Here is a 12,573-nt window from a genome sequence, read left to right as displayed (position 1 = left end):
AGACGCCACAACGCGTTCATGATCACAAACACAACCGGGTGTCCACCCGACCACGATCAGTAAACTTAGGGGACGCAAACAACTAGCCCAAAAGGAGCCAACGGCGCCTCCCGCTGGACGAACGCCGACCCAGGGAGGGCTGAGCATTGGCGACCCCGCCGACCGAGATCACCAGTACCGAGCACCGCGTCGAGGAGCTACTGAGGGCTGAGCCCCCACTGCGGGACGCGGCCCCGGACGCGGGGGTCGCCGACGCGATCCGACGACCGGGGCTGTCGCTGGTCGAGCTGATCGAAACGGTGATGACGGGGTACGCGGACCGCGCCGCTTTCGCCGAACGGGCCACGGAGGCGGTGACCGATCCGGCGACGGACCGCACCACGCGCCGGCTGCTGCCGCGGTTCGACACGGTGACCTACGGCGAAGCATGGCGGCGCGCGGGCGCCATCGCGGGCGAGTGGACCCACCACGCCGATACCCCTCTGGCAGCCGGTGACTTCGTGGCCACGCTCGGCTTCACGAGCACCGAGTACGCGATCATCGACCTCGCCTGCGTCCGCGCCGAGGTGGTGTCGGTGCCGCTGCAGGCCGGCGCGACGGCGGGCACGCTCAAACCGATCGTCACCGAGACCGGGCCGAAGCTCCTCGCGGCCAATGTGGACAACCTCGAGACCGCCGTCGACCTCGTGCTCGACAGCACGACCGTGCAGCGCGTGCTGGTGTTCGACTACCACTCCGACGTCGATACCGAGCGCGAGAAGTTCGAGGCCGCCAAGGCGCGGCTCGCCTCGGCCGACAGCCCGATCGGCGTCGAGCCGCTGAGCGCGGTACTCGAACGCGGCGCCACCACGGCGCCCGCGCCGGCTCCTGCCGCGGACCCGGATCGTCTGTCGCTGCTCATCTACACCTCGGGCAGCACGGGCACGCCCAAGGGCGCGATGTACACCGACCGGCTCATCGCGAACCTGTGGCACGGGTTCTTCCCCGAACGACCCTCGTTCGCGTTGGTGGACCTCAACTTCATGCCGCTCAGCCACGTGATGGGCCGTGCCTTGCTCGTCGACACCCTGGCCGAGGGCGGTACCGTCCACTTCGCCGCGAAGAGCGACCTGTCCACCTTGTTCGAGGACATCGCACTGACGCGCCCCACCCAGATGGTGATGGTGCCGCGCATCTGCGAAATGATCTTCCACCACTACCAGAGCGAGCTCGACCGCCGCGCGCTCGGCGCCGGCTACTCGGCCGAGCTGGAAGCCGAGGTCAAGCTCGACCTGCGCACGAGCTTCCTGGGCGGGCGGATGGTCTGGGCCGGTTCCGGTTCCGCCCCCCTGTCGGCGGAGATGCAGGCCTTCATCGAGTCGGTGCTCGGTCTCGAACTGCACGACGGTTACGGATCCACCGAGGCCGGCATCGTGCTGTTCGACCACAAGCCGACCCGCCCGCAGGTGCTCGACTACAAGCTCGACGACGTCCCGGAGCTCGGCTACTTCTCCACCGATTCCCCGCACCCGAGGGGGGAGCTGCTGATCAAGGCGACCAGCCTGGTGCCCGGCTACTACAAGCGCCCCGACGCCACGGCCGAGGTGTTCGACGAGGACGGCTACTACCGCACCGGCGACATCATGGTCGAGACCGCACCGGACACCCTGTTCTACCTCGACCGGCGCAAGAACGTGCTGAAGCTGTCGCAGGGTGAGTTCGTGGCCGTGTCGCGGTTGGAGGCCGAGTTCGCGGCCGCGCCGGCGATCCGGCAGATCTACCTCTACGGCAGCAGTGAGCGCGCGTACCTGCTCGCGGTGATCGTGCCGACGCCGGAGGCCTTGGAAGCGTTCGGTGACGGGCAAAAGCTCAAGGTGCAGCTGAGCGAATCGCTGCAGAGCATCGCGAAGGAGTCCGACCTCAACTCGTACGAGATCCCGCGTGACTTCCTCGTGGAGACCGAGCCGTTCAGCCCTGAAAACGGGCTGCTCACAGGAATCCGCAAGCTGTCGCGGCCGAAGCTCAAGGAGCACTACGGCGAGCGGCTCGAACAGCTCTACCGCGAGATCGCCGAGCGCGAGTCGAGCGAGCTGCGCGAACTGCGGCAGGTCGGGCGTTCGCAGCCGGTGTTCGACACGGTCGTGCGGGCGGCGCAAGCGCTGCTCGGCGCGTCTTCGGGCGAGCTGAGCCCCGAGGCGCACTTCGTGGAGCTGGGTGGCGACTCGCTGTCGGCGCTGACGTTCTCCAACTTGCTGCGGGAGATCTTCGACGTCGAGGTGCCGGTCGGTGTGGTCATCAGCCCGGCGACCGACCTGCGCAAGCTCGCGTCGTACATCGAGGACGCGCGCGAGTCGGGCGCCAAGCGGCCCTCCTTCGCCAAGGTCCACGGCGCGGGCAGCACCGAGGCCCGCGCCGACGAGCTCACGCTGGACAAGTTCCTCGACGCCGCCACCCTGGACGGCGCGTCGACGCTGGCGCGCCCGGCGGGCACCGTCGGCACGGTGTTGCTGACCGGCGCCAACGGGTACCTCGGCCGGTTCCTGTGCCTGGAGTGGCTGGAACGCCTGGCCGAATCGGGTGGCCGGCTCATCTGCATCGTCCGCGGCAGCTCCGCCGACGCCGCGCGCAAGCGGCTGGAGGACGCGTTCGACAGCGGTGACGCCAAGCTGCTGCGACACTTCCGCGATCTGGCCGCCGACCACCTGGAGGTGCTGGCGGGCGACATCGGCGAGCCGGACCTCGGCCTCGACGAGGCGACCTGGCGACGGCTGGCCGACACCGTCGACCTCATCGTGCACCCGGCCGCGCTGGTGAACCACGTGCTGCCGTACGACCAGCTGTTCGGCCCCAACGTGGTGGGCACCGCGGAGCTGATCCGAATGGCGTTGACCGCACGGATGAAGCCGATCACGTATCTGTCCACAGTGGCCGTGATCGCCGAGCAGGCGTCCTCGGCCGACGAGGTGTCGGACATCCGCGTGACGAGCCCCGTGCGCGTGCTCGACGACGGTTACGCCAACGGCTACGCCACCAGCAAGTGGGCCGGCGAGGTGCTGCTGCGCGAGGCCAACGACGCCTTCGGCCTGCCCGTCGCCACCTTCCGCTCCGACATGATCCTGGCGCACAGCCGGTACTCCGGCCAGCTCAACGTGCCGGACATGTTCACGCGGCTGCTGCTGTCCCTCATCGTCACGGGCATCGCGCCCGGATCGTTCTACCGGACCAGCGCGCCCGCCCACTACGACGGCCTGCCCGCCGACTTCACCGCCGAGGCCATCACCACCCTCGGCACCCAGGAGACCGAGGGCTACCGCACCTACAACGTCCTCAACCCCCACGAAGACGGCGTCTCCCTCGACACCTACGTCGGCTGGCTCGTGTCGGCCGGATATCCGATCAAGCGCATCGACGACTACGCCGAGTGGTTCACCCGCTTCGAGACGGCCATCCGCGGGTTGCCGGAGAAGCAGAAGCAGCACTCGTTGCTGCCGCTGCTGCACGCGTTCTCCGCGCCGGCCGAACCGGTCGACGGCGCCGGCATTCCGACCGAGCACTTCCGCTCGGCGGTGCAGGACGCCGGTATCGGCGCGGACAAGGACATCCCGCACGTGACGGCGGAGCTGATCCGGAAGTACGCGGCGGATCTGTCGCAGCTCGGATTGATCTGAGACTCTTGCCCGGCGCCGGTGACGGCTCGGCGCCGGGCAAGAACTCCGTAATACTCACCCACGAAAAACGCCAGGAAAGCAACGGCAATCGCCATCTTTTCGAGGCGGGACGCGGGCGCTGGCCGCGATGATCAAGAACGGCGAGCGTCGGAAACGGCTGTCCAGGCCGCATTCTTTCCCGCCGAGGAGAACCAGTGATGTCCGAGAACACGTCCGAGCATTCCCGCGTAGATTCCTCGCCACGTCGGCGGGGGCGCGGGCCGTCGCGGCCAGTGCGTCGACGCTGCTGTCGGCGCCTGCGAACGCATTGGGGAGCACCACAGCCGGACCCAGCGCGATCCGCCGCTTCCGCGGCAACGTGCCACAACGCGACCTCACCGACCTCCGCGACCGGCTGCGCGCCACGCGATGGCCGACCCGGGAGACCGTCACCGACGATTCGCAAGGCCTTCAGCTCCAACGCGTCCAGAACCTCGTCAAGTACTGGACCACCCGCTACGACTGGCGCAAAGTCGAGGCGAAGCTCAATTCCCTCCCCCGTTCGCCACGGAAATCGACGGCCTCGACATCCACTTCCTGCACATCCGCTCGAAGCACGAGAACGCGCTGCCGATCGTCATCACCCACGGCTGGCCGGCTCGATCCTCGAAATGCTCAAGGTCATCGGCCCCCTGACCGACCCGACGCGCCACGGCGGCAGCGCAGCCGACGCGTTCCACGTAGTCATCCCCTCGATGCCCGGTTACGGCTTCTCCGGCAAACCGACGGCGACGGGCTGGGGCCCAGCGCGGATCGCGCGAGCGTGGGACGTCCTGATGAAACGCCTGGGCTACCACGAGTACGTCTCACAAGGCGGCGACTGGGGTTCGGTCGTCTCCGACGTGCTCGCCGCGCAGAAGCCCGCCGGCCTGCTGGGCATCCACGTGAACATGCCCGCGACCGTGCCGCCGGAGATCGCGAAGATCCTCACCGACGGCGGGCCCGCACCGGCGGGTATGTCCACTGAGGAGCGTGCGGCGTTCGACTCGCTGAATGCCCTGTACACCCGCGGCTCCGGCTACTCGCCGCGGGGCTGGTCGAGGTGGACGCGACGACCGTGACGTTCCGGCACGCGCTGACCCGCGCCGCCATCGTCCGCTCAGCGACACCCGCCGCGCGTCGCTCCGCGCATCACGCATTGGCCGCGACGCTGACCGAACCCGGACGACGGGCGTGGCATCGGGCGCCGGCATCGCCGGGCGGCGGAGTCGCGGCCGGTCCTGCGGGCGGCACGGGAAACGTTCGACGCGCTGGGCGTCACGGCGTCCAGCGATCGGGCCGCTCGCGAGCTGCGCGCCGCGGGCGAAGCGACGCCGGACCGCGAGCCGGACGCGCTCGGTGACCTCACGGCGCACGAGCTGAACATCGCGCAGCTGGCCGCGGAGGGCCTGACGAACCGGGAGATCGGGCAGCGGCTGTACCTGTCGCACCGGACCGTGAGCACGCACCTGCACCGGATCTTCCCGAAGCTCGGCATCAGCGCCCGGGGCGAGCTGAGTGCCGCGCTGCGCCGCGAGGGATGACGTACACCTACGGCGTCACCTGACGGGCGCGAAGTCACCCCGCCACTGCCTACCGTTCGAGCGCGGTAGAGGGTTTCGACTTCGGGAGTGGCTTCGGATGATCAGCAGGAGACAGTTTTCGCAGGTGCTCGCCGCCGGGGTGGCGACGGCCTCGGTCGTGGGTGCCGCTGCTCCGGCGGTCGCGGCTGCTGGGGTTGGCACGCACACGTCGTTCGGCCCGCTGAAGCAGGTGCGGGCGGGTGTGCTGAACATCGGCTACGCGGAGGCCGGCCCGCGAACGGACCGGTCGTGCTCCTGCTGCACGGGTGGCCCTACGACATCCACAGCTACGTCGACGTCGCGCCCGCGCTGGCGGCGCGGGGTTACCGCGTGATCGTGCCGTACTTGCGCGGCTACGGGACCACCACGTTCCGCTCGGGTTCGACGTTCCGCAACGCCCAGCAGTCCGCGGTCGCCGCCGATGTCATCGCGCTGATGGACGCGCTGAAGATCGGCCGTGCCGTGATCGGCGGCTTCGACTGGGGCTCCCGCACGGCCGGCGCGGTGGCCGCGCTGTGGCCGCAACGGTGCAAGGCGCTGATGCTCGTGAGCGGGTACCTCATCACCAACGTGAAGACGCAGCGTGACCCGCTGCCGCCCGCCGCCGAGCTCGGCTGGTGGTACCAGTACTACTTCTCGACCGAACGCGGCGTGCTCGGCTACACGCGCAACACCGACGAGTTCAACAAGCTGATCTGGCAGACCGTCTCCCCGAAGTGGCACTTCGACGACGCGACCTACCAGCGCACCGCCCAGTTCGTTCACCAACCCGGACCACGTGGCCATCGTGGTCCACAACTACCGCTGGCGCCTGGGCCTCGCCCACGGCGAACCGCAGTACGACCGGCTCGAAGCGAAGCTGCAGCAGAGCCCCACCATCGCCCTGCCCACCATCACCGTCGCCAGCGACTTCGACGGCACCGCCGCCGACGGCTCGGGCTACCGCAAGCAGTTCACGGGCAAGTACGACCACCGCGTCCTGCCCGGCATCGGCCACAACGTCCCCCAGGAAGCGCCTTCGGACTTCACAAAAGCGATCGTGGACGCGGACCGGCTCTGAGTACCGTGGCCCCATGGGCCACAAGGGCATCCGCGACGGCGGACCACCGCGAGATCCTCAGTTCCGCCCTGAAGACGTGGTCGGGATGCCGATCCGGAAAGCCGTGATCGAGCTGAGCCGCCACGGGTTTCTCATCGACACGCCCAGCCCCCATGACCGCGCCCTGATCAAGCTGCACAACCGCGTGCGGCTGGCGGCTCACGAGGGCGTGATCACCGGGGTGATCGTCGGCTGACCCGGCAGAAACGAAAGCGGGGCCGGTCCACAATGGACCGGCCCCGCCTTCTTCGTTCAGCTACAACACTCAGGCGTTGCTACGACGACGGCGCACCAGCACCAGCATCGCGCCGCCGGCCAGGACGAGGGCCGCGCCGATGCCGATGGGCAGCGAGGCGTCCACGCCGGTGTTCGCCAGCGGCTGCGAGCCGCCCGCCGGCGGGGCGGCCGGGGTGGTCGGCGCCGCCGGGGTGGTCGGCGGGGTGACGCCGGCTTCGGTCCAGGCGGCGGTGGCCGAGGTGTCGACCGTGGTCTTCTGCGACTCCGCGACGATCAGCGACTGCGCCGGGTGCTTGACGTAGTTCTCGCCCACGAAGAGGCGGCCGGTGTCGAGGTGGCCGACGGCCTTGAGCGCCAGCTCGGCGGTGCCGGCCTTGGCGTCCTTGGGCACGTCGAGGTACAGCTTGGTGCCGTCCTTGACCTCGCCCTCCGTCACGGCCTTGCCGTCGGCGTCGGTGAGCTTGACACCGTCGGGCAGCTGCGTGGTGAGGTCAGTGATGTCACCGGTGGTGGCGATGGTGAACGGGCCGATGCGGGTGCCGGCCTCGCCCTTGGCCGAGGCCGGGGTGATGCTCAGCGTCGGCTTGGGCTGCTGGCCGATGCCGACGTTGTCGCTGCCCGTGAGGTAGTCGTACAGCGCGAGCACGTCGGCGCTGTTGTCAGCGTTGCCGTACTGCACCGGCTTGTCGCGGTCCAGCTCCTTGCCGTCGCTGAAGTGCCAGACGGCGGCCTGCGTGGCGGCGATCGCCTCGGCCTGCGAAAGGCCGTCGTGCAGCGTGACGCCCTTCAGCTCGGCCTCGATGCCCTTGAGGTCCTCGGTCGGGAAGCCGTGGTGCAGGACCCAGTTGATCTTCGCGTTGTTCTTGTTGAACGGCGAGTTCGGGTTCGGGTACTTGTCCCACGGCGTCTCGAGCATGTCCTGCTGCTCGTCGATGTTCGTCTCGATCTCGACGCAGTACAGCTTCAGCGTGCTGCCGTCGGAGAGCTTGAGGCCGAACAGGACCGTGTCGTAGTAGTGGTCCTTGCCGTTTTCGTTCAGGTTGACACCGAAGCCGTTGGTGAACGCGCCGGGGACCAGGCGCCCACGAGCCGCGCCGTCTTCAGCCTTCGTACCGGTGTCCGCGGTGGCGCCCTGAGCGGCCGCCATCAGCGCGACGGCCGCGGCGGCAGCCGCGATCCCGCCTCGCACCAGACCTGACCTGACCTGCATCTGTTCTCCCATCCAAGCCCGAACCAGAAAGTCGGAGCCGCGTGAGAAAACACACCCCGATCACGACGGCCACCAATCAGGTGAGAATCCACCCAGTCAAGCGATGCGGAAGCATACACACAGCTCACATGGCCACTCACGGTGGTCCCCACCCCCGTTAGGGTCGTCCACCTGGGCGTCACCAAGCCGTTTACGCACTGCCACTGAGCAAATCGGACACACCCCGATCACCTGCGTATACACGCGATGTATATTCTCGATGTATAGCGATCGTCCGAAGGGGACCAGACATGTCGGTGGGGACCACCCTGCTCGCCTTGCTCGAGCCAGGACCGCGGCACGGGTACGACCTGAAACGCGCGTACGACGAACAGTTCGGCCAAGACCGGCCACTCGCCTACGGGCAGGTCTACGCCACGCTCTCGCGCCTGCTCAAAAACGGCCTCGTCGAGGTCGCGGGCGTCGAGGCCGGCGACGGGCCGGAGCGCAAGCGCTACACGATCACCGACGCCGGCATCACCGACGTCGAACATTGGCTCGCGACGCCGGAGAATCCCGAGCCGTACCTGCAGAACACGCTGTACACCAAGGTCGTGCTCGCGCTGCTGTCCGGACGCAGCGCCACCACCGTGCTGGACGCGCAGCGCGCCAAGCACCTCGACGTGATGCGCGAGCTCACGCGCCGCAAGCGTGAGGGCGACCTCGCGACGCAGCTGATCTGCGACCACGCGCTGTTCCACCTCGAAGCCGACCTGCGCTGGCTCGAGCTCACGGCCGCGCGCCTCGACGAGCTGGCGAGCGAGGTGCGGTCATGACGGAACCCCTGCTCGCCGCCGACGGCGTGGAGAAGGCGTTCGGCCCCACGCAGGCGCTGCGCGGCGCCGGCGTGTCCGTCGCGGCCGGGGAGGTGCTCGCGATCATGGGCCCGTCGGGCTCGGGCAAGTCGACGCTGCTGCACTGCCTCGCCGGCATCGTCCGCCCCGACGCCGGCACCATCACCTACGGGGGCCGCGACCTCGTCGCCATGAGCGACCGCGAGCGCAGTGCGTTGCGGCGCACGGAGTTCGGCTTCGTGTTCCAGTTCGGACAGCTCGTGCCGGAGCTGACGTGCCTGGAGAACGTCGCGCTGCCGCTGCGCCTGGCGAAGGTCGGGCGGCGCAAGGCCGAGGATGTCGCGCGCGAGTGGCTCGAGCGGCTGCAGGTGTCCGACGTCGCGGACAAGCGCCCGGGTGACGTCTCGGGCGGGCAGGGGCAGCGCATCGCCGTCGCCCGTGCGCTCGTGACCCGGCCGAAGGTGGTTTTCGCCGACGAGCCGACGGGCGCGCTCGACTCGCTCAATGGCGAGAAGGTCATGCGCATGTTCACCGAGGCCGCACGGCAGACCAACGCGGCCGTCGTGCTCGTGACGCACGAAGCGCGCGTCGCCGCGTACTCGGACCACGAGATCGTGGTGCGCGACGGGCGCGTAGCGGATCGGGAGCTCGCGCAGTGATCGCGAACCTCCTTCTCGGCCTCCGGCTGGCCGTCGGGGGCGGCCGGATGTCGGGACAGGCGCTGCTGCGCCTCACGATGACGGCGGTGGGCATCGGGCTCGTGGTGGCGGTTCTGCTGCCGGCGGCGTCCGTGAGCTCGGTCGTCGGCGCGCGGGAGGACCGCGCGGCCGCGACCGCCGAGATCACGCAGCCGAAGCCCGGCGTCGACCCGCTGTACGCGGTCAAGTGGTCGGCGATCCGGGGCAACCGGTTCGTGGACGTGCACTCGGTCGCGGCCGGGGGACCGCACGCACCGGTGCCACCAGGGCTGAGCGCGGTGCCGAAACCGGGTGAGCTCATCGTGTCGCCCGAGCTCGCGCGCCTGCTGGCCGGGCCGGACGGCGCGGGGCTGCGGGCCCGGCTGCCCGCGGCGCCGGCGGGCACGATCAGCAAGCCCGGGCTCGTCGACGCCGGCGAGATCACCGCCTGGTACGGCACCACGGTCGCCGAGGCGAAGTCGAACCCGGACGTGGAGACGATCTACGGCTTCGGCGGCGGGCAACCGCCGCGGCTGGCCGTGGCGACGTCGATGCTCATCGCGGTGGTGCCGGTGGTGATCGCGCTGCTGCTGCCGTTGCTGATCTTCGTGACCACGGCGTCGCGCATGGGGGCGGCGCAGCGCGACCAGCGGCTGGCGGCGCTGCGCCTGCTCGGCGTGGACGCGCGGCAGATCCGCTGGGTCGCGGCCGGGGAGTCGTTGCTGGGCGCGACGATCGGCCTGGTGCTCGGCGTGGCGCTGTTCCTGGCGGTGCGCCCGACGCTGGGGTCGCTGGACCTGTTCGGCTACCGCGTGTTCGGCGAGGACTTCGTGCCGTCGTGGCCGCTCGCGGTGCTGGTGGTGGTGCTCGTGCCGGCGCTGGCTGTCGGGGCGGCGCTATTCGGGCTGCGGCGGACGATCGTGGAGCCGCTCGGCGTGGTGCGCCAGGGCAAGCCCGTGCGACGGCGGATGTGGTGGCGCTGGCTGATCACCGGCGTGGGCGTGCTGCTCGTCGGCACGGCGTACGCGACCGAGCCGGGACACGGCAGCGACAGCGTGCTGATTGCGCTCACCGGGGGTTCCGCGTTCCTGCTGGTGGGCGTGACAGTGCTGCTGCCGTGGATCGTCGAGGGGATCGCGAGCCGGCTGCACGGCGGCCCGCCCGCGTGGCAGCTCGCCGTGCGGCGGTTGCAGCTCGACAGCGGCACGCCGAGCCGGGTCGTTTCGGGGCTGGTCGTGGTGGTGGCCGGCAGCATCCTGCTGCAGGTCGTGCTCAACTCCCTGCTCGCGGCGGACGCGGCGGAAACCCAGGATCACCCGTCGTGGGCGGGCGCGGCGCACGTGAGCGTGATCGCGGACAAGGCGACGGCCGCCGAAGCGCAGCAACGCGTTTCGGGCCTGGCCGGGCTGCAGGTGGGCATGATCCGGCAGACGTCCGCCGTCGCCGGTGACCAGTACGCCGGGTTGGAGATCGGATCGTGCGCCGCACTGGCACTGCGAGCCGATCTGCCGTCCTGTGTGGATGGTTCGGTGTTCACGGTGGGCGACGGGGTGGTCCCGACCGGGGCGGTGCGTCTCACGTCGTCCGGTTCGGACAGTGGTGGTCCGATGTGGACGGTCCCGTCCGGGGTGGTGCGCGTGCCGGCGAGCTCGGCCGCGCGCTACCTGGAGGGCACGCTGCTCGTGACCGACGGCGCGCTCGCCGGGATTCAGGTGCCGGTGCGGGCGCCCACGGTGTACGTCAAGGGCCCCGGGAGCACTTCGGCGCTGGCCGACCGCGTGGCGGCCACCGTCGCGAGCCTGACCTGGCACGTCGAGGTGGACACCGACGAGCCCGCGAGCGCGCCGATCGGCGTGCTGGGCACGATCCGGGCGGTGCTGCTCACGGCGTCGCTGTTCGTGCTCGCCGTGGCGGCGCTGAGCCTGCTGATGCTGGCCGTCGAGCAGATCACCGAGCGGCGCCGGGCGTTGGCCGCGTTGGCCGCTTCGGGTGTTCCGCTGGGCGTGCTGGCCCGCAGTTCGTTCGCGCAGACGGCGCTGCCTGTGGTGATCGGCGTGCTGCTGGCCGTGCTCACCGGGACCGGGCTGACGCTGCCGATCCTGCGCGCCGCGGACATCCCGCTGAAGCTGGACGGCGGGCTGATCGCGAGCATGGCGGGCGCGGCCGTGGCGGCGGTGTTCGTGGTGACGGCGTGCACGATTCCGCTGCTGCGCCAGGTCACGCGGGTGGAGTCGCTGCGCGCCGAGTGAGTGTTCACCGCCCCGAAAGGCCCGCGACCCACCTTCGTCGCGGGCTTTTCGGGTCCAACTCCTTCTCCACGGGGGCCGGGTGCGCCAGCATGATCAACGCCCTGTCCCCATTCGGAAGGTCGACCTTTATGCGAACCTTCAAACGGCTCGGTGCGGTGCTCGGCGCCACCGTGCTGGCGCTGGTGATCCCGGCCGCCGCGGCGTACGCCGATCCCCCGCACAACCTCCCCCAGAACGCCGGCGGCTACGACCAGTCGTTCTCGCCCGCGTACGACTACGACGGCGACGGCTGCTACGCCACGCCCGCCATCGGCCCGGACGGCACACTCGCCCCCGGCCTCAACACCACCGGCGCGGTCAACGGCAGCTGCCGCGACCAGTCCGACCTCGACAACTCCCAGACGTACTCCCGCTCGAAGTGCAACAACGGCTGGTGCGCAGTGGTCTACGCCAGCTACTTCGAGAAGGACCAGGCCGTCGCCGGCAGCGGCCTCGGCGGCCACCGCCACGACTGGGAGCACGTGATCTCCTGGATCAACCAGGCGAGCAACCAGGTCGAGTTCGTGACCACGACGCAGCACAGCAGCCAGGTCACGTACCCGCGCTCGCAGGTGCTCTTCGACGGCTCGCACCCGAAGGTCGTCTACCACAAGGACGGCCTGGGCACGCACTTCTTCCGCCTGGCCAACAACAACGACGAACCGCCGGAGAACCACTACCACAACTGGCGTTACCCGCCGCTGGTCGGCTACGACGGCTACCCCTCCACGGCCCTGCGCGACAAGCTCATGTCCGCCGACTTCGGCTCGGCGACGATCAAGATCAACGATGCTCGGTACAACGACCTGCTGGCGGCTTCACTGCCGGCGGGAATTCCGTTCGACCCGCGTGGCTGAGGTCTGAGGGTTTGCGCTGAAGGACGGGTGTCATCCTCTACGGAGGGTGGCACCCGTTTCTGCGTGTCGAGGCTGGTCCGCGCGGCCGGCCGGAGCGATCTGCGTCACGACTTCCCGCCCCGAC

At 69.8% G+C, this 12,573-nt stretch carries 10 protein-coding genes and 3 pseudogenes; 12 read left to right on the top strand and 1 reads right to left on the bottom strand.

The annotated features are described in order from the left end of the window. Positions 1-146: 146 nt before the first annotated feature. The 8 genes and pseudogenes from car (at position 147) to QRX50_RS14575 (ending at position 6,543) form a co-directional block, all read left to right on the top strand. The gene (gene car, locus QRX50_RS14595) at positions 147-3,647 is read left to right on the top strand and encodes a carboxylic acid reductase (RefSeq protein WP_285972475.1); all 3,501 of its coding nucleotides are present in this window, start codon (positions 147-149) and stop codon (positions 3,645-3,647) included. Between the two features lie 127 nt (positions 3,648-3,774). Continuing rightward, a pseudogene (locus QRX50_RS49500) lies at positions 3,775-4,322 on the top strand (epoxide hydrolase N-terminal domain-containing protein). Continuing rightward, positions 4,298-4,747, top strand: a complete 450-nt coding sequence (locus QRX50_RS14590) for an alpha/beta fold hydrolase (protein WP_285972474.1) — start codon at positions 4,298-4,300, stop codon at positions 4,745-4,747. Before QRX50_RS49500 ends, QRX50_RS14590 begins: the two are co-directional and overlap by 25 nt. Positions 4,748-4,870: 123 nt before the next feature. Further along, positions 4,871-5,209, top strand: a pseudogene (locus QRX50_RS14585) (response regulator transcription factor); the annotation flags it as partial. Between the two features lie 97 nt (positions 5,210-5,306). Further along, positions 5,307-5,582, top strand: a complete 276-nt coding sequence (locus QRX50_RS50290) for a hypothetical protein (protein ID WP_434533400.1) — start codon at positions 5,307-5,309, stop codon at positions 5,580-5,582. Next, positions 5,498-5,827 (top strand): annotated as a pseudogene (locus QRX50_RS50285) (alpha/beta fold hydrolase); the annotation flags it as partial. The gene QRX50_RS50290 and the pseudogene QRX50_RS50285, both read left to right, overlap by 85 nt. A 199-nt stretch (positions 5,828-6,026) precedes the next feature. Beyond that, a complete protein-coding gene (locus QRX50_RS50280; RefSeq protein WP_434533399.1) occupies positions 6,027-6,308 on the top strand; it encodes a hypothetical protein in 282 nt (93 codons plus the stop codon). 13 nt (positions 6,309-6,321) lie between these two features. Beyond that, positions 6,322-6,543 (top strand): hypothetical protein, encoded by a 222-nt coding sequence (locus QRX50_RS14575; protein ID WP_285972473.1) that lies wholly within the window; start codon positions 6,322-6,324, stop codon positions 6,541-6,543. A 69-nt stretch (positions 6,544-6,612) separates the two neighbouring features. Here the strand turns inward: QRX50_RS14575 and QRX50_RS14570 are convergent, their stop codons facing one another. Continuing rightward, positions 6,613-7,794 (bottom strand): thioester domain-containing protein, encoded by a 1,182-nt coding sequence (locus tag QRX50_RS14570; protein WP_285972472.1) that lies wholly within the window; start codon positions 7,792-7,794, stop codon positions 6,613-6,615. A 290-nt stretch (positions 7,795-8,084) separates the two neighbouring features. On the opposite strand from QRX50_RS14570, the gene QRX50_RS14565 reads away from it, so the two are divergent. The 4 genes from QRX50_RS14565 (at position 8,085) to QRX50_RS14550 (ending at position 12,449) form a co-directional block, all read left to right on the top strand. Further along, entirely contained in the window at positions 8,085-8,609 is a 525-nt protein-coding gene (locus tag QRX50_RS14565; protein ID WP_285972471.1) for a PadR family transcriptional regulator, read from the top strand. After that, the gene (locus QRX50_RS14560) at positions 8,606-9,286 is read left to right on the top strand and encodes an ABC transporter ATP-binding protein (RefSeq protein ID WP_285972470.1); all 681 of its coding nucleotides are present in this window, start codon (positions 8,606-8,608) and stop codon (positions 9,284-9,286) included. The genes QRX50_RS14565 and QRX50_RS14560 overlap by 4 nt, the downstream gene beginning before the upstream one ends. Beyond that, positions 9,283-11,553, top strand: a complete 2,271-nt coding sequence (locus tag QRX50_RS14555) for an FtsX-like permease family protein (RefSeq protein WP_285972469.1) — start codon at positions 9,283-9,285, stop codon at positions 11,551-11,553. The genes QRX50_RS14560 and QRX50_RS14555 overlap by 4 nt, the downstream gene beginning before the upstream one ends. A gap of 128 nt (positions 11,554-11,681) precedes the next feature. Next, on the top strand, positions 11,682-12,449 hold the full coding sequence (locus QRX50_RS14550) for an NPP1 family protein (RefSeq protein WP_285972468.1): 768 nt from the start codon (positions 11,682-11,684) through the stop codon (positions 12,447-12,449). Positions 12,450-12,573 lie beyond the last annotated feature (124 nt).

It is taken from the genome of Amycolatopsis sp. 2-15, from assembly GCF_030285625.1.
GTDB lineage: Bacteria > Actinomycetota > Actinomycetes > Mycobacteriales > Pseudonocardiaceae > Amycolatopsis > Amycolatopsis carbonis.
Note: the sequence above shows the minus strand (reverse complement) of the source record. Positions and strands in the feature narration are given on the sequence as shown.